This window comes from Tolypothrix bouteillei VB521301 (genome assembly GCF_000760695.4).
Classification (GTDB): Bacteria; Cyanobacteriota; Cyanobacteriia; order Cyanobacteriales; family Nostocaceae; genus Scytonema; species Scytonema bouteillei_A.
This window is the reverse complement of record NZ_JHEG04000001.1, coordinates 859,475-877,823: the sequence shown is the minus strand read 5'-3', so window position 1 is coordinate 877,823 and position 18,349 is coordinate 859,475. Positions and strand designations below refer to the sequence as shown.

The following is an 18,349-nucleotide window of genomic DNA, read 5'->3' as shown; positions in this document are numbered from 1 at the left end:
AAAATAAAAATGTTGTTTTTTTAACATAAAATTTAAAAATATAAATATTAATATTATTAATAATTGCATGAAAAGATATATTTTAATTATCCGAATTGTTCTAGATTAACAATTATTAACTATATGATGCGAACATGGAAAAGTGTTATTCAATTACTTCTTAAGCGTAGTTTTTTAAAACTTCTTTAGCTCGTTAAGAACACATTTTTAGAAAAATTTATGAAATATTATAAAGTAGGAAACTAAAAAAATAGGCTCTGGTTAAAAACCTTAAATAGCTTCCAATTGGATGTATAGTCCCAATTAAAGATGTGGGTAATGAGTACGGTAAAAAAATCCATTTTTACCAAAAATAACGCGGTGAAGAGTGGAGAGAGTAAAGGACACATCTAGGGGAGACTTGAGCCAAACATCTCAACGATTAGAGTGGGAAGAAGCCATATGTCTTATACAATTCCTAACAACAGTTGCGTTGGATGTGACAATTGCCGTCCCCAATGTCCTACTGGTGCTATCAAACTAGAGAACGATGAATACTGGATCGATCCTAGCCTTTGTAACAATTGCGAGGGCTATTACCCCGAACCTCAATGTGTAATTGTTTGCCCAACACAGTCGCCCATTCCTTTACAGGCAAAAAGAGGGCGATGCAAAATTGACTTTAGAGAAGTAACTAGTCCTGATTTATTTGCCAACGGTAAGACCAATCCATTTGCATCATCACTAGTCATATGGGAAGCTTGTAATGTTCTTTCTCAAAGAACTTCGCTACCTTGGGCAATTGATGAATCTCAAAAAGTGTGTTATTTCAGACAAGTTAATCAAGGAAAGGGAGAAATCTCTTTTCATGTCTCCGAACTCCGTAACAAGGGTGAACTTCTGACTGAATTAGAAACAATAGAGAATTTTGATATTAGAGCGGCTTGCATCAACTTGATTTTTGCTGCTCATGTAACAGCTTTAGATAAGCCTTGGGAACAAGAATTTGCTATCGATGACCGCCAAATTGAGAAATACTTGGGTATGGAAAAGCGCAAAGACTTGAGTAAAAGCGCTAAGCTGGCATTGATGAAGAATTTGGTACAACAAGCTTGTTCGCTGATTGTTTCCATTAATTGGCCCCAACAAGGTTATATTAAGGGGTTTTCTGTAGAAGACAGCCGACTGTGGCACTTGATAGACATTCAACATCACTTTCAAGAAGATAATATTGGGTGTAAATATTTAACTGGGTTAACTTTTAAAGTCAGAGCAGGTGTCTGGTCTCAATATTTCTTAAATAAACAAGGTTGTAAGGAAAGAACTGCATTTTATCAATATGGCAGCTTGCCCAAATCCCTGTTAACCACAGTCATGAGTATTTGGCAACAACATGAAGGTACAGCGCGACTGATGTTATGGCTGTTGTTTAAAACCAAAATGGGGAAGGAACAACGGATCACAGTCCCTACCCTACTGCGGGTAGCTTACGGAGAAGCAAAAATCTCTGTTGCTTGCAGACAGAGGGAAGAACGCAAACGGCTGCTGCGGACTTTTGAAAATGATTTAGAAGTCCTTAACTATTATGGCATGAAACCGACATTTGACCCTGTGACCTATCCACCTGAAATTCAGCCCTTATGGGCGAAATTAGTTGAGATACCCGAAGATCCAGATGAAGCGTTAGAGTTTTGGATTAATGATGCAGGTGGTAATACCCGTATAACAGATGCAAGTCCTCGTGGTAAGTGGAATATGCTCATGAATGCTCGCATATTATCTTTTGAGTTACCACAAGAGTGGGAACATCAAACCATTGAACCAGACAAAAAACAACGAACTGCTACTAAGAACAAAAAAAAGTCAAAAAGCACGGCAGGGTTCTTGCTTGGCGATCAAATTCTACAAGCAAGACAAAATTTAAATCTTTCCCAAAGAGAATTGGCAAAATTGGCTGGTAAAAGCCAAAGTTGGATTCGCGATTTGGAAAACGGTCGTCTTAAAGCCAAGTTAGAAGACCAAGCTGTGCTGCGAAAGGTTTTGGGTATTGCCTGATACTCCATTTCCCTCAAGAAAATACTTGGTCTTTCAAAAGTCAAGCTGTAACTACTTTGAGTCTCTATTCGCTCTTCTCAAGTTAATAAATGTTAAAACTAGTTGTTTGACCGTTAGCAACAAGACCTAAGACAGTCATGCGAGATCGTTTGGCGTTATCCAAGGCTTGTTTCAATACCAAACAGTTTGTGCGATGTATTCTCGCTACCAGTAAAATGCCATCTGTGTGAGGTGCTAGTAAGCTAGCATCTGCTAACCCGATTAAAGGAGGAACGTCATAAATCACCAAATCAAAGCTATTATGAAAACTTGCTATCAATCGTTTCATTTTTTCAGAGGAAAGCAATTTGGTTGGGTCAGGTGGTATAGGTCCAGCAGTGACTACAGATAATTGGTTGATAAATGACGGTTGTCGAATTACTTCTGCAATTGGTAAATTTGCTGAAATTAGGTTACTCAATCCCCATTGGTTATTGAGATCGGATAGGCTGTGAATCATAGGGCGGCGCATATCCGCATCTACAAGCAGTACTCGGTGTCCCATTGCTGTTGCTATCTGAGCTAAATGAAATGCCACTGTAGACTTACCGTCTCCTTGCGTTGCTGAGCTAACGACTAAGGAACGGATAGGGCGATCCGAACTCAGTAGTTGAATATTTGTGTACAGTACGCGCAAAGCTTCTAAGAAATTCGCGGAGTAGTTGTTATGGCTTTGTTCAGCCGTCACAGCTAATCCGGGAAGATGCCTGGAAAAGGCATCTGGTACTATCTTGATGGAAATTTTGGGGTTAGAAGTACGAGGTGAAACATTTTGAACTTGTTTTTCAAAGGGGATAGCGCCTAATAACGGTTCTTTAACTTTCTTTTTGAGGGCATCAATACTATGGTAAGTATTGTCCATTTTTTCTATAAATAGTGCCGTACTGATTCCTAAAACTAAGCTAAGGACAAACCCCGTTATCAAACTACGACGAATGTCGGGAGATACGGGGTTTGTTGGTTGAATCGGTGCTTGAATTAATTGCCAAGGAAGCTCTGTCTGTGCGACTTGGATCTGAAGAGCTTCGCGAGTACTGAGAAAACGGTTCAGGCTTTCTGTTGCTACTTGTAATTTCCGTTGCGATTCCGTGTACTTTCGTGCCAATACTGGTAACTGCTTGCGTTGCTGTTCGAGCTTCTGTTCGGCTTTTGCAAGCTCTTGGCTTTGCACTTCTAAAGTCTCTACTTCAGTGACTAGCTTAGCCAATTCTACGTTTAAAAAACGTTTTGCTTCTTGGTTTAACAAGGGCACCAGTTTTTCGCGTTTTTCTTTCAATGCTTGAACGGGTGGGCTGTCCTCTTGAAAACGAGTTAACTCAGTTGCTATCTGAGTGTCTAACTGACGCACCTGAGCTATAAGCTGTTGGTATACTGTTGCTTCATTGAGCGCTGCTAACTCTCCACTTTGTTTCTCCAAACTGGTTAATTTGGCGCGAGTTGTTGCCAACTGCTGATTGACTGCTAGTCGTTGTTGAGCTAGAGTACTAGCTCGCTCGTTGATTTGCGCTGCTTGGATATCTGGATCGGTTAACTTATACTTTTGTCGAAAAATTTGCTGCTCTTTTTGCAGCTGATCGACCCGCATCTGCATGGACTTGAGTTGTGTCTCCACAAACTGAAGCCCTTGGCGCAAGCTTGTTTGCCTTTCTTCTAAGCTGTATTTTAAGTAAGCTTCAGCAACCCGATCTAGCACTATTTTAATTTCTCTAGGATCGTTGCTCCGATACCGAATTTCTAGAATCTTAGTCTCACCCAAGCGAGTGATGGTCAGAGAATTGACAAGAGAATTATAGTTGATGGCGGGATAAGCTGGCTCTAATAGCTTTGCAATCCCTGTTATCAGTCCGGGACTTTTAAGAACCTGTATTTGGCTATCATAGTCCAGGCTGGGCTGACTTGAGTTGGAGTTCTGTTTGCCAGAGGTTAGATCTAACAACGTACTTTCTTGATTGAGAGGTTCTACTAACAGCCTAAAATTGCCTTCATAAACTGCTTTCTGTTTCAAAGTTGAATAGACAACAGCACCCATGACAACCGTGGCGATCGCTGCAATAACTAGCCCTCGTCGTCGTACAATACTTAACAGTTCACGTAAATTCCAATCTTCTCCTTGTCCTTCAGACCACGGAGAAGCTTGAGGGTGAGGTACTAAGTTCGTATTTTGCTCAGAACTTAGAGGTTGAGAAGAATGATTCTCCATGATTTATTAATGCTTAGAAAAATACAAACAGGATTTGCACAACACAGGAAATGCTAGTTGAAACGGCAACTGAGTTAGGAATTACTCTGCTTTTATCAGATGCTCGCGAACTGTTGACTGCGTTGAAGCGAGTAACTATAAGGATTTAATCATATCACATTAGGATACATGGTTGCTAGATAAATCCTCGCAAAGTGTGTGCTGTAACCTAAAGATGAAAATCCCTCTTTCCTAAACTCTACCTCCTCAAATTTTATTTGGTGAACTACCAGATAAAAATTTATTGTTATGAAAGTATCAAGCAAATAAACTCCTCTAATTTAAATTTCTGCCATAGGGCTGATAAAAAGCTTATAGCTTTTCCCTATAGTAAAGCCATGTAAAAAAAAGTAAAATATAAGCAAATTTAATAGATAAAATTTACATAAACGTGTAGATTTAAGTGATACTATCCTCAAACGTCTCATACTCCCTTTCTCAGGCTTAAAGTATTAATTTTAGTTATTTTCATTCGTCTTTTATAAAAAAAACTACGTAAATACACTTAATGTCTTGTATTTTAATTTTAGCGTAGGAAAAAGTTTTGTCAATTGTTTTCAGTAAATTTACATAAATTATTTTTATCCATAACCATATACCTAACTAAAGTTAAACTGTGATATGCTCTGTGTATCTGACAAAATAGCTGTAAAACTTAAAGGGAGTTAGATTTTTGGGAAAAATTTAAGTATATTGGCGGAATATTGGTTTTGTTGCGAAGAGACTGCGGCAAGAACCGCTGATGTACCAGTATTTCAAGAGAGTAAGTTTTTGCATTTAAATTAAATAGTCTATTGTAAGTTTAGGATTTCGGCTTTGAGGGTCGTTTCGATCTCAGTCTATCCAACGGATCTCTCTTTTGATTTGTGGTCTGGAACAATGAAGAGAACCGATTGCCGGAGAAAGTGTATCTATGCAATGGTAAGAAGTGCATATTACACATTTCGCAGAAGCTTTAAACAACCTTTATAGATATTTGACACAGTACGATCGCAGAACAAATCTGTGAGTATTTGTGTGAATGCATGAGTCGTAATTTATACTTAGTTAGACTCATATGTGAAACGCAAACTCTTTTTGTCCGCTTGCTCCTAGGATTGACACACACTCACCCTTTTTAAGAAGTGTTATGGGAGATGCTCAACGTATGAAACTCCCACAATACCGTTGAGGATGCGTAAGCCCTAACTCCCTTCCCACTCTAAAATTAGCGATTTTTGTGAAGCAAGCACTTGTCATCCCAATACTGCTTGGATAAGCCAGAACAAAAACCCCGTTTCTAAAAGAAACCGTGTTTTTTGTGGTGCAGACAATTCTTGACCAAGTCGTATTGAGACTTACTTCACATCTTTCAGTCATGTTTTGAGAGAAAGGAAGTCGTAAAATACACTCTCCAACGAATTCTTCAAGGGGTAGCAAAATCCAGGTATTTTCCACTTAATTGATAGAGTTTTGCACCTCGATTATTACAAACTTTTTCAAGGACGGATTCAATGACACCCAGAGATCGAATCAATGAAAAATTATTACAGTCAAGCTCTTTTTATATAGAAGGTAAAACTCAAGACTCTATTAAGAGCAAACAGAGCATTAGGTTGTCTGTCATTACCCAGTTCTTTCCACCCGACTATGCTGCTACCGGACAGTTAATTGAGGAACTCGTTAAAAACTTAGGACAGCAAGGTGTAGAGGTTGAGGTTTTCACAAGTCAACCGGGCTATGCTTTTAAGGACGCTTCTGCACCAGCCATTGAACAATTTGAACGAATTTTCATTCAGCGATCGCGATCGGCTCAGTTGTGGTTGGGCCGAATTCGTGGCAAAGCTATTAGTGGAGTCTTATTCACTTTGCGAGCAATACTCCATTTGTTTAAGACAAGCCAGCGTTGTAATGTTTTGCTGCTAACTACAGCTCCTCCATTTTCGATTATTCTGGGATACATAGCAGAAACTTTCTTCCGACTGCCTTATATTTGTATACTTTACGACCTGTACCCAGATATTGCGATTTCCTTGGGAGTGATATCTAAGGATCATTGGTTGGCAAAGCTTTGGCGGGCTATCAACAAAAAGATTTGGTTGAAAGCTAAAGCCATTATAGTTTTAAGCCCAGCTATGAAAATGCGGATAGTATCTCATTGCCCGCAAGTAGCAGACAAAGTTTTTGTCATTCACAGTTGGGGAAACCCCAACTTGATTGTGCCTATACCCAAGCAGCAAAACTGGTTTGCCTGGAAGCATAAGCTAGTTGAAAAGTTTACTGTTCTCTACTCAGGAAATATGGGGCGCTGCCATGATATGAATACGATCCTAGAAGCAGCAAAGCTTTTAAAAGATGAGCCTATTCAGTTTGTGTTTATTGGTAGTGGCGCAAAAGGTGAGGATTTACTTAGAGAGTCACATCGCTTAAAACTAGATAATATGGTATTTCTACCATATCAAGACAAAGAAGTGCTGCCCTATTCCTTAACGGCTTGTGATTTATCCTTAGTTAGTGTAGGTGCGGGTATGGAAAGTCTAGTTGCTCCTAGCAAGGTGTATCCTGCGTTAGCAACTGGACGACCAATGGCAGTGATTTGCTCTAAACGCTCGTATTTATGGCAGATGATAGCAGATGCTAACTGTGGTGGTGTTTTTGAAAATGGAGATAGTCAAGGTTTAGCTCAGTTTATTCGCTTGTTGAGTAAAGATCGCCAGCTTGCAAAGAGTATGGGTATGGCAGGTCGTAAGTATATGCAATCTCATTTTACTGCTCAAATCATTTCCCAGCAGTATTTGAAGGTTTTGGAGAAAGTTGTACTTTAAACTGACATTTTGTATCCAAAGGGTATCTCCTTAAAGAGATACTCCCAAGCATAGAGCTATACGCAAACCCCAATCATTGTTTTCGTGACGTAGAACAACAAAAGTTTAAGTCATGTAGGGCAAGAGACATTGCATATCAAAAGACCCCTGTTGTAGTTATTGCCAACGCCACTCCTCTCAACGTAGGTTCTCCACGTATGAGGGTGGCTCCTTTATATTTCAAAAATTAGATAGGATTTTTATATGGTATTTATGAGGCGAACAAATTCTGCCATTTCCTGGTTTGTTTTTTTTATAAATTTATAATGAAGCATTGCTAAATTTTAGCAATGGTAATAATTATTGAACTTCAAAACTAACTCACAAATAAAACTACATAATTTTATGTAACAAATATGAAAATAGTTTTATTTTACTTTTGCTAAAATTTTAAATTTAAAATGCTACTATTGGAATCACCAAGAATTTATGACAAGCTTTGAGTACTGTAGGGTAGGCATTGTCCGCCAAAGGGCTCTTGTGGTAGGGGATGTCCAACACCACTCCTATCCATACGCTTTCCCCTTACACGAAGGTGTATCCCTTATTTGTATTTCAAAAATCAGATAAGAGTCATACATAAACTACTAAAAGCAGGGCGAAAAAGTCATAAATAATTTTATTAGTATTAATTTACATACTCTTCATTTTTCTTGTTAATAAACGCAAAAAATTCACATGAATTAAACAATACACGTAAGTATCCTTAGAAAATTCTTTTATAATGTTCTTATAATTTTTGTGAGAGAAAAACCAGACAAAAATAACAAAACAAAACACCGCAAAATATTTTGGAAAGATTGAAAATTCCAAAAATAAAAACAAAGCTAAAACAATAGCTAAATCTTTGAATTAAATAATCTTTAGTAAATTTCGGCTCTGGGCTTTGATGGTCATTTTGATCTCGGTCTATCCAACGTAACCTTCCTTATTTTTATTGCCGTGGGAGGTCAAATTGCAGAGAAGGTGCGATCGAAATCGAAAACGTTCAAAAAGACGAGCTATTTACTGTCCAACCCATAGTTGTTATCTCGATAGTATGAGTTCTAAATATCAACTATACGCAGATCGCTCGGGTCAATTAGAAGCTAGAGGCATAAGCCGACGCAATGCAATCCTGTTAGTCGCCAATCAGACAGCAGTTCCTCTAGACGGAGAGTGGCTAGAAGCTTTTTGGTGTCAGCAATGTCAGGCAACAAAATGGTATCACGTCCGCAAGCGGGATCGCCGTACTTATGAAGTGTCATTGGCACCATCAGAGCTTTGGCAACAAGCAGCTGGAGTAATTTCCCCTCAAGGGAACCCTTCCGTAGGAGAGTTTACTCGCAGGCAAGCTCGTTTTCTCACCTATAGAAACATCAATGCTTATAAGTTTATGAGTTAAGTTATTGAGGCAACGATAATTTATGCGGCATCAAGAGATTGCCTCTAAACCAAAACTAGTGATTGAGGCAGGACGTACCGAGCGCCAGTACTGGCAAGATTTATGGCGCTATCAAGAACTTTTTTATTTTCTTGCTTGGCGCGATATTTTAGTACGCTACAAGCAAACTGCAATTGGTCTTGCTTGGGCACTGATCCGACCATTTTTAACAATGGTTGTGTTCACTGTAGTCTTTGGTAGCTTAGCTAAATTACCTTCTCAAGGTGCGCCATATCCGATTCTGGTGTTTGCTGCTATGTTACCTTGGCAATTTTTTGCCAATGCACTTAGTGAATCCAGCAATAGCTTAATTGTGAATGCCAATCTTGTGTCTAAAGTCTATTTTCCACGTCTGATTGTGCCTGTTAGTGCTGTCATAGTCAGTTTTGTAGACTTCATGGTTTCTGGCATAATTCTGCTTGGCTTAATGGCATGGTACAACTTTGTACCAGATTGGCGAATTTTAACACTGCCTTTGTTCGTCGCGATCGCATTTGCAGCAGCCATAGGAGCGGGATTGTGGCTGGCTGCTTTAAATGTCGAATACCGAGATTTTCGTTACATTGTGCCGTTTATTGTCCAATTTGGTCTTTACATATCGCCTGTGGGTTTTAGTAGCAGTATTGTTCCAGAAAAGTGGCGATTGCTATATTCTTTAAATCCAATGGTCGGTGTGATTGATGGATTTCGTTGGGCAATTTTAGGTGGAGAATCAAAACTGTATTTGCCAGGATTCATTCTATCTGTGGCATTAGTAGCCATAGTACTAGTGACTGGCATTTGGTACTTCCGCAAAATGGAACGGACGTTTGCTGACGTCATTTAATTAAGGAGTAAAGCAGATGTCTGACACAATTATTAGCGTAGAAAATCTAAGTAAAAAATATATCATCAGCCACCAGGAAGAAAATACCAGTCGCTACCGTTATAAAGCTCTGCGAGATGTCATTGCTACAGGAGCTAAGACTCTCGCTAAAAGCTTTCTCAAACCTTCTGAGAAAAAAGTACTTAATGCTACTCGTGAAGAGTTTTGGGCATTGAAGGATGTTGGTTTTGAAATTTCACAAGGTGAAGCCATCGGTGTGATTGGACGCAACGGTGCAGGAAAATCAACACTGCTTAAAGTTTTAAGCAGAATTACCGAACCAACAAACGGAAGAATCACTATCCAAGGACGAGTCGCAAGTTTACTGGAAGTTGGTACGGGCTTTCACCCGGAACTCACCGGGCGAGAGAATATCTACCTGAACGGTTCTGTTTTGGGTATGAGCAAATTTGAAATCGAGAAGAAATTTGATGAAATTGTTGCTTTTGCCGAAGTAGAAAAGTTTTTAGACACGCCAGTAAAACGTTATTCGTCTGGGATGTATGTGCGTCTTGCTTTTTCCGTTGCTGCTCATTTAGAGCCTGAAATTTTGATTGTAGATGAAGTCCTAGCGGTGGGAGATTCAGCATTTCAAAAGAAATGTCTTGGAAAAATGGGAGATGTCGCAACAAAAGAAGGGCGGACAGTCTTATTTGTCAGCCATAGCATGCAGGCTATTGCCCAACTGACCAAGCGATGCATACTCCTTTCTAAAGGACAAGTTCAATACGATGGGAATACCGAACAAGCAGTAAAATTATATCTTGCAGGTCAAAAACTTGCTGACGAACAACTAGCTTACTACGAAGCTCCTTTAACAAAAACAGGCAATCATGTAGCTTGGGCGCGAGTACACACTTCTGAAGGAGATGGTATTCACTGCTGGGGAAAACCTATTATCTTTGAGTTTGCCCTACATGTCACTCAACCTCATGAAAGTCTGTGGTTCTCTTTTCAAGTCGTTAATGCTTTTCAACAGCCTATTTGTATTTTCTGGTTTTCCGAACCCGATGCTCCTTTTTATCGAGAGCCAGGAACTTTTATTTTCAGGTGTGAAATACCAAAGTTCCGGCTCTACATGGGTTCATATACCTTAACAACATGGTTTTCCGAACGCCGTAGCGAAACTTTACTTGAGAATCTCAGAGAAATTTGCCCGTTTGAAGTTAGCATGCACAGTATTGAGCGGCAAGAGTATCCATGGCAATCTGATGAGTGCCTTTATTTGGAAGACTCTATTTGGACAACGCACAAATCCATCACATTTAGTCATGAAAAGGTGAATAAATGGCAATAAATCATGATGTAAAGTTGGGTGAAAATGTTAAGATATTTCACTCTAACCTTGTTAACCTCTACGGTTGCACCATCGGCAATGACACCAAGATAGGAGCTTTTGTAGAAATTCAAAAAGATGTTGAAGTAGGCAGTCGATGTAAAATTTCATCACACAGTTTCTTGTGTGAAGGTGTCATGCTCGAAGATGAAGTTTTCATCGGTCATGGGGTAATGTTTACTAACGACCTTTACCCCCGCGCTACTAATGAGGATGGCACTTTAAAAACAGCTGATGACTGGTATGTAGTTAAAACCAAGGTCAAGCATGGTGCTTCTATAGGAAGTAATGCTACCATTCTTCCTGGAGTCACAATTGGAGAAAAAGCAATTGTTGGAGCAGGGGCTGTTGTTACTGATGATGTTCCTGACTACGCCATTGTTGTAGGAGTACCAGCTAAGAAAATAGGCGATGTTCGCGATCGCTGCCAAAAGTTGGAAATGATAGCCAGTCACTTGAGTTAAACAGCCAAGAAACCCTAAAAACTAGGCCTTAACGACAACTCATGAATTCAAAACTAGTCTGTAGCGTGATGTCTATCATCAGTAGTTTTGCCATTACAACTACTGTTCCTCCTGCTCAAGCCGCTCAAATTATCTACAATGGCACGGGTAATGTCAGTAAAATTGAAAACTTCACAGCTGATGGCATTACTTATGATATCACCTTCAAATCTGATACTTTTCTTAACTTGTTTGGTTTCCCTAGCAATCCTGATTTTAATACACCTACTTTTTGGAACAACCAACAAGGAGCTAGAAAAGTTGCTAATGGCATTGAATTGTTGCTAAATACCCAGCCTACAGTTCCGTCAAAAGTTAACAATAGCTCCTCTGTTTTAGTTCCTTATAGAGGCATAATAGCTAGCAATCAATCGCTATATATAGTCAACAAAATAGATGACTATATTACGAGGTGGTCTAATTTTAGAGGGGAAAGCCAAGACATTTTTACTTTAGGAAACGAGAAAGCAAATTATGCTTTATTTACGGTTAAACAACCCCAACGCATTCCAGAAAACAATTTCCTTCTGGGAATGCTTGGAGTTGCATTAACGATTGGCTTGAAGCAGATCGAGGGCAGAAGTTCATCAAAACGCTTTTGATTTTTTTCAATTGAAAAGCTTCTGGCTTTAGTAAGTTTTATTTGCGTACAGTTACCTGTTTCTACGGTTACCGAGCGCTTTGTAGACCTTTCTCTAAAGGTCTCATTTTTTATAAAATAGTGAGTGATAAATCATGGAAAGCAACATCAAGATTGGTGTCATTGGCTATGGCTACTGGGGACCAAATTTAGTAAGAAATTTTGCAGAAATTCCTGGTTCTCAAGTGAGAATGGTCAGTGATTTTAAACCAGAATTGCTGGCGAAGGTACAATCTCGCTATCCCTCTATCCAAGTTACGACGGATTGCCGAGATATGTTTTCTGACCCCAAAATCGATGCTGTTGCGATCGCAACACCAGTCAGTACACATTTTGACCTAGCATTGGCAGCTTTACAAGCAGGCAAGCACGTACTTGTTGAAAAGCCAATGACAGTCACCTCCGATCAAGCCATGAGGCTGATCGACGAAGCAGAACGGCGTAATTTAGTGCTGATGGTGGATCACACCTTTGTGTACACAAGTGCTGTACGCAAAATGAGAGAACTAATCGCCAACAAAGTGTTAGGCGATATTTACTATTACGATTCTGTTCGAGTCAATTTAGGGCTATTTCAGCATGATGTTAATGTCATTTGGGACTTGGCAGTACACGACCTTGCAATTATGAACTATGTACTGTCATCTCAACCATATGCCGTTTCTGCTACGGGTATGAGTCATGTTTCTGGAGGACCGGAAAATATTGCCTACTTGACATTATTCTTTGAAGGTAATTTAATTGCTCATATCCACGTAAACTGGTTAGCACCAGTGAAAGTACGCCGCACGTTAATTGGCGGTACGCAAAAAATGATTGTTTACGATGACTTAGAACCCAGTGAAAAAGTCAAGATTTACGACAAAGGAATTACAATCAAAGACAATTCTGAGAGCGTATACCAGATGCTGATTGGTTATCGCGCTGGAGATATGTGGGCACCGCATTTAGATATGACAGAAGCAATTCGAGTAGAAGCATTGCACTTCCTCGATTGCATTCGCAAAGGCGAACGTCCCATTACAGACGGAGAAGTAGGATTGCAAGTCGTCAGGATTCTTGAAGCGGCTTCACAGTCTATGAAGAGACAAGGTCGATTGGTTGAACTAGATTTAGCGAGGGTAGCAGCATGATTCCATTTGTCGATTTAAAGGCTCAGTACACCAGTATTAAAGAAGAAATCAATTCTGCTGTTCTCAACGTACTGGAAAGCACTCAATTTATTTTAGGTGATGAGGTAGCCAATTTAGAGAAGGAATTTTCCGGCTACTGCGGGGCTGATTACGGGATTGCTGTCAATACAGGTACGAGTGCATTACACCTCGCACTACTAGCAGCTGGTGTTGGTCCTGGTGACGAAGTCATAACCGTACCTTTCACCTTTGTTGCCACCGTTGCTGCAATTTATTATACTGGTGCCCGACCTGTTTTCGTAGATATTGACCCTGTTTCCTATACAATCGATACTACCCAAATCGAACAAGCAATCACCGAACGCACTAAAGCTATTTTGCCGGTGCATTTGTACGGTCAGCCAGCAGATATGGAGCCCATTCTGGAAATTGCTCGACGTTATAACCTGGTTGTCATAGAAGATGCGGCTCAAGCTCATGGGGCAGAATACAAAGGGCAACGAGTTGGTAGTCTGGGTGATATAGGATGTTTCAGTTTTTATCCCGGTAAGAACTTGGGTGCTTATGGAGAGGGAGGCATGGTTGTCACCAGCAATCCCGAATATGCCCGGACTATGCGAATGCTGCGTGACTGGGGACAAGAACGCAGATATCACCATGTTTTAAGGGGATACAACTATCGCATGGATGGTATCCAAGGAGCTATTTTACGGGTGAAGTTACGCTACTTAGATAAGTGGACTGAAGCACGGAGAACTCACGCAGCGCTATACGACCAATTATTGGCAAGCGCGGGTGTGACAACTCCAACTGTTATGCCCTACAGCCATCACGTTTATCACGTTTATGCGATCGCGTTACAGCAACGCGATACACTGCAACAGAGTTTACAGGAACAAGGCATTCAAACAGGGATTCACTACCCCATTCCAGTACACCTACAAGAAGCTTATTCATACTTAGAATACAAGCCGGGAGATTTTCCTCATTCAGAACAAGTGGCAAAAGAAGTTCTTTCGCTACCAATGTACGCTGAACTGACAGCAGCACAAATTCATACCGTTGCGGATAGTATCAAAATTGCTCGAGGGGTAAAAGTTTAATGTCCGATACTCGTCCTGGTTTAAATTCCCATCGCCTTGTTACTTTAATGCGGCAAGCAATTCAGGGCTGCAATTTGCAACTTCAAAACATGACAGTACTGACTGAAGCCGCAACTGGAGCATATGCAGTCACGCCCGTCTTGGCAGCAATGGCAGGAGCAGACAAGGTATTTGCGATCGCTCGTGACAGTCGTTATGGTTCTGTAGAACAGGTAAAAGCAGAAGTACAGCAAATAGCTGAAATTGCAGGGGTCAGAGATCGCATTGAATTTCTCACAAATAAATCAAAAGATGTTGTCGCTCAAGCAGACATCATTACCAATAGCGGTCACGTGCGTCCTATTAACGCAGAGATGATTGCTTGGATGAAGCCAAATGCAGTTATTGGGTTAATGTATGAGGCTTGGGAGTTTAGACCAGAAGACGTGGATTTGATAGCTTGTCGCCAGCAAAATATAAATGTAGTTGGTGTGAACGAGCGGCATCTATCTGTAGATGTGTTCTCCTTTTTGGGAATAATGGCGGTAAAGCTTTTATTAGACGCTGGTATCGCGGTCTACAAAAGTCAGATTTTGCTGTTGTGCGATAACCCTTTTCGTTCCTTTATCGAACGGGGTTTAGTCAATGCTGGTGCTAGTGTAGATACTGTTGATAGTTTGGCAGAAGCTCCTACAGATAAAACATACGATGCTATCTTAGTGGCTTTGCAGCCGCGCTTTGAACCGCTACTCTCTACAACAGATGCAACTGCGATCGCCAAATATTGGCCTGGAGCGTTGGTTGCTCAGTACTGGGGAGACATAGATCGATCTGCCTTTTTCTCCCACAACATACCTGTATGCCCGGAAGTTGAGCCAAAACCAGGACATATGGGGATTTTGCCATCAGCAGTGGGACCAGAACCAATTATCCGCCTGCAAGCCGGAGGATTGAAAGCAGCAGAAGTGATTTGGCGGCAATCTTCCAACGATGCAGAAATGAAATTTGTTCAACTGTTGTAAAGGTAGATGGGAAATGGCTAATGTCCTTTTAATTGGAATGGGTATTACCACTTTAAGTGCTTTAGAATCTTTAGCTTCTAAATGCCACGTTCAAGCGGTAGTCAGAAATGTCAGTTCCGATTCCAAGACAGACGATCCTGTAGTTAACTTTGCTTGCCAAGCAGGTATTCCAATCTTTTCAGAAACTTCCACCAAGCAGATTAGATCGCTAGTATTAAAATTTCAGCCAGATTGTGTGGTGGTTTCATCATATAACTACATTCTGCCACCAGATCTGATTGAATTGTCTACCTTTGTCAATGTTCATTATTCTCCCTTACCGCATTATCGGGGTCGCGCTAATGTTAATTGGGCAATTGTCAATGATGAACCTTGCGCTGCAATTACAATTCACAAGCTCAGTGCTGAACTAGATGGGGGTAATATTCTATTTCAGAAGCTTATTCCCATTCGCGATCGCGATACTGTAGCCGATCTGTATCACCAGTTAAATGAGATTCAGCAACAGCATTTAGGAGAAACGGTTATTAAATTATTGCAAGGTTACCAAGGAACTGAGCAAAATAGTGCCGAAGCTACCTATGGTTGTACTCGCCTTCCTGAAGATGGTGAAATTAATTGGTCTGCACCAACAAGAAGTATAGACTGTCTGATTCGGGCATTAGTCTTTCCCTTCCCTGGGGCTTATACATACTTACTCGGGCGAAAATTGTTAATATGGCAAGCCGAGATAGTTAAGAATCCTCCTTCCTATGTAGGACGCATCTCAGGTCGAGTCATCAACCGAGCTAAAAAAGAAGGTTATGTTGATGTGCTGACAGGTGATGGAGTGCTGAGAATTTATGAAGTTCAATTTGAAGGTGAAGAAAAGACAGCAGCAGCAAACGTCATTAAATCAGTTAAAACAACTTTAGGTCTCAGAGCATCTGAGCTACTAGAACGCATTCAAACTCTGGAACAGGAAATAATCAGGTTAAAAGAAAATGCCAAATAAACGAGTCTTGATTACAGGTGGAGCAGGTTTGGTTGGATCGCACATAGCCGATCTGCTAGTTAAAGAGGGAACTTCCGAGATCGTTATTGTAGACAACTTTACACGCGGGCGACGCGAGAACTTAGCTTGGGCAAGAGAAAACGGTCACGTAGTTCTTGTTGAAGGTGATATTCGCGATCGCGAACTCTTAGATGACGTCATGCAACGTGTGGATGTCGTCTTTCATCAAGCAGCTATTCGCATCACTCAATGTGCTGAAGAACCGCGTCTGGCGTTGGAAGTACTTGCAGATGGTACTTTTAATGTCTTGGAAGCAGCAGTCAAGGCAGGGGTAAAAAAGGTAGTTGCGGCTTCATCTGCTTCCATTTACGGTATGGCAGAAGAATTTCCGACGACAGAATCCCATCACCCCTATAATAACCGCACCCTCTATGGCGCAGCTAAAACATTTAATGAGGGTTTGTTACGCAGTTTCTATGATATGTACGGTTTGAACTACGTAGGGTTGCGCTACTTCAACGTTTACGGTCCGCGCATGGATATTCACGGTGTATACACTGAAGTTCTGATTCGCTGGATGGATCGCATTGCCGCAGGTCAGCCACCCTTGATTTTTGGGGATGGCAAGCAAACCATGGATTTTGTTTACATTGAAGATATTGCTAGAGCTAACATTTTGGCTGCGAAAGCGGATGTTACAGATGAGGTCTTTAATGTTGCAAGTGGTGTTGAAACTAGTTTAAATGACCTGGCTTATAGTTTGGCTAAAGTGATGGGGTCAGATCTAAAACCAGAATACGGTCCGGAACGTAAAGTGAACCCCGTGCAGCGCCGACTGGCAGATGTTAGTAAAGCCAAAAAATTGCTGGGCTTTGAGACACAAGTGTCTCTGGAAGAAGGATTGGCTCGTTTGGTTAATTGGTGGCAGGAACAAAAGCTGACAAAGGAAACAAGCAATGTCTGAGAAAATACAGAATATTCCCATTGCCAAACCGTGGATGGGTGAAGAAGAAGCTGAGGCAGCTAAGCGCCCGATCTTATCCGGTTGGGTGACTCAAGGACCGGAAGTTGCTGCATTTGAGCAGGAGTTTGCAGCATATGTGGGGGCAAATTATGCTTGTGCTGTGTCTAATTGCACCACGGCACTGCACCTCGCACTATTAGCTGTAGGTGTTCAGCCTGGGGACGAGGTGATTACTGTCAGTCATTCGTATATCGCTACTGCTAATAGTGTTCGTTACTGCGGTGCAGTCCCCGTCTTTGTAGATATTGAACCGCAGACATATAACATTAACCCGCTATTAATTGAATCGGCAATTAGCGAGCGCACTCGTGCTATTCTCATTGTTCATCAGATGGGGATGCCTTGTAACTTAAAAGCCATACTGGATATTGCCCGTCATTACGAGTTGCCAGTGATTGAAGATGCTGCTTGTGCGATCGGCAGTGAAATTCTTTGGGATGGACAATGGGAAAAAATTGGCAAACCCCATGGGGATATCGCTTGTTTCTCTTTCCACCCCCGTAAAGTTATTTCCACTGGTGATGGTGGGATGATAACTACAAACAATCCTGAATGGGATAAGCTGTTTCGCCTTTGGCGACAACATGGGATGAGCGTTCCCGATACAGTGCGTCATGGTGCCAAGCAAGTTATTTTCGAGTCTTACCCCATGTTGGGTTACAACTATCGCATGACCGATATCCAAGCCGCAGTGGGGCGCGAACAGCTGAAGCGGTTACCGGAAATTGTGGAACGTCGTCGTTACTTAGCACAGCGATATCAGGAATTGTTGGCAGATGTACCAGGGTTGAAATTACCGACAGAGCCTAGATGGGTGAGAAGTAATTGGCAAAGCTATTGTGTGAGGTTACCGGAGCGATGTGACCAAGTGCAAGTCATGCAGGCAATGTTAGATGCAGGTATTTCAACACGACGTGGAATTATGTGCGCTCATCGCGAAAGTGCTTACAAGAGAGAAAATTGGTTGTGTGGAATCGATCGCCATAACTGTGATTGCCAAAAGGGAAAGTGTCAGCGCTTAACTGAAAGCGAACAAGCTCAAGAGCGTTCTATAATTTTGCCATTGTTCCATCAAATGACTGAGCAAGAGCAAAATTATGTGGTTAAGGCACTAAAACGAATCTGTGAGGTTTGATTGCTATTAACAATGATTGGGAGTTAGCAAAGAAATT

14 protein-coding genes are annotated in these 18,349 nt (G+C 41.0%); 13 read left to right on the top strand and 1 reads right to left on the bottom strand.

What is annotated here, in order from left to right; all coding sequences use genetic code 11:
• The first annotated feature begins 441 nt into the window (after positions 1 to 441).
• Complete coding sequence (locus tag HC643_RS03295) at positions 442 to 2,034, top strand: helix-turn-helix domain-containing protein (RefSeq protein WP_038081175.1); 1,593 nt, start codon at positions 442 to 444, stop codon at positions 2,032 to 2,034.
• A gap of 82 nt (positions 2,035 to 2,116) precedes the next feature.
• Here the strand turns inward: HC643_RS03295 and HC643_RS03290 are convergent, their stop codons facing one another.
• A complete protein-coding gene (locus tag HC643_RS03290; RefSeq protein WP_038081174.1) occupies positions 2,117 to 4,273 on the bottom strand; it encodes a GumC family protein in 2,157 nt (718 codons plus the stop codon).
• Between the two features lie 1,532 nt (positions 4,274 to 5,805).
• On the opposite strand from HC643_RS03290, the gene HC643_RS03285 reads away from it, so the two are divergent.
• The 12 genes from HC643_RS03285 to HC643_RS03230 all read left to right on the top strand — a co-directional run bounded on the left by HC643_RS03285 (position 5,806) and on the right by HC643_RS03230 (position 18,312).
• On the top strand, positions 5,806 to 7,116 hold the full coding sequence (locus HC643_RS03285) for a glycosyltransferase family 4 protein (protein ID WP_038081173.1): 1,311 nt from the start codon (positions 5,806 to 5,808) through the stop codon (positions 7,114 to 7,116).
• A gap of 994 nt (positions 7,117 to 8,110) precedes the next feature.
• Positions 8,111 to 8,539 carry a hypothetical protein gene (locus HC643_RS03280; protein WP_038081202.1) on the top strand — a complete coding sequence of 143 codons (429 nt, stop codon included), beginning with the start codon at positions 8,111 to 8,113 and terminating at the stop codon, positions 8,537 to 8,539.
• A 22-nt stretch (positions 8,540 to 8,561) separates the two neighbouring features.
• On the top strand, positions 8,562 to 9,404 hold the full coding sequence (locus HC643_RS03275; RefSeq protein ID WP_038081172.1) for an ABC transporter permease: 843 nt from the start codon (positions 8,562 to 8,564) through the stop codon (positions 9,402 to 9,404).
• Between the two features lie 16 nt (positions 9,405 to 9,420).
• Positions 9,421 to 10,740: an ABC transporter ATP-binding protein gene (locus HC643_RS03270; RefSeq protein WP_038081170.1), complete on the top strand. Its 1,320-nt coding sequence runs from the start codon at positions 9,421 to 9,423 to the stop codon at positions 10,738 to 10,740.
• Positions 10,731 to 11,243, top strand: coding sequence for an acyltransferase (locus HC643_RS03265; RefSeq protein ID WP_038081167.1), 513 nt, complete (start codon positions 10,731 to 10,733; stop codon positions 11,241 to 11,243). The genes HC643_RS03270 and HC643_RS03265 overlap by 10 nt, the downstream gene beginning before the upstream one ends.
• A 41-nt stretch (positions 11,244 to 11,284) precedes the next feature.
• Positions 11,285 to 11,884, top strand: coding sequence for a hypothetical protein (locus tag HC643_RS03260; protein WP_050046118.1), 600 nt, complete (start codon positions 11,285 to 11,287; stop codon positions 11,882 to 11,884).
• A 133-nt stretch (positions 11,885 to 12,017) separates the two neighbouring features.
• Positions 12,018 to 13,055 carry a Gfo/Idh/MocA family protein gene (locus HC643_RS03255; RefSeq protein WP_038081164.1) on the top strand — a complete coding sequence of 346 codons (1,038 nt, stop codon included), beginning with the start codon at positions 12,018 to 12,020 and terminating at the stop codon, positions 13,053 to 13,055.
• Positions 13,052 to 14,158 (top strand): DegT/DnrJ/EryC1/StrS family aminotransferase, encoded by a 1,107-nt coding sequence (locus HC643_RS03250; RefSeq protein ID WP_038081163.1) that lies wholly within the window; start codon positions 13,052 to 13,054, stop codon positions 14,156 to 14,158. Before HC643_RS03255 ends, HC643_RS03250 begins: the two co-directional genes overlap by 4 nt.
• On the top strand, positions 14,158 to 15,159 hold the full coding sequence (locus HC643_RS03245; protein ID WP_038081162.1) for a hypothetical protein: 1,002 nt from the start codon (positions 14,158 to 14,160) through the stop codon (positions 15,157 to 15,159). Before HC643_RS03250 ends, HC643_RS03245 begins: the two co-directional genes overlap by 1 nt.
• 13 nt (positions 15,160 to 15,172) lie before the next feature.
• Positions 15,173 to 16,153 (top strand): methionyl-tRNA formyltransferase, encoded by a 981-nt coding sequence (locus HC643_RS03240; RefSeq protein ID WP_038081161.1) that lies wholly within the window; start codon positions 15,173 to 15,175, stop codon positions 16,151 to 16,153.
• Positions 16,143 to 17,117 (top strand): SDR family NAD(P)-dependent oxidoreductase, encoded by a 975-nt coding sequence (locus tag HC643_RS03235; protein WP_038081160.1) that lies wholly within the window; start codon positions 16,143 to 16,145, stop codon positions 17,115 to 17,117. The genes HC643_RS03240 and HC643_RS03235 overlap by 11 nt, the downstream gene beginning before the upstream one ends.
• Positions 17,110 to 18,312 carry a DegT/DnrJ/EryC1/StrS family aminotransferase gene (locus HC643_RS03230; RefSeq protein ID WP_038081159.1) on the top strand — a complete coding sequence of 401 codons (1,203 nt, stop codon included), beginning with the start codon at positions 17,110 to 17,112 and terminating at the stop codon, positions 18,310 to 18,312. The genes HC643_RS03235 and HC643_RS03230 overlap by 8 nt, the downstream gene beginning before the upstream one ends.
• The last annotated feature ends 37 nt before the right edge of the window (positions 18,313 to 18,349 follow it).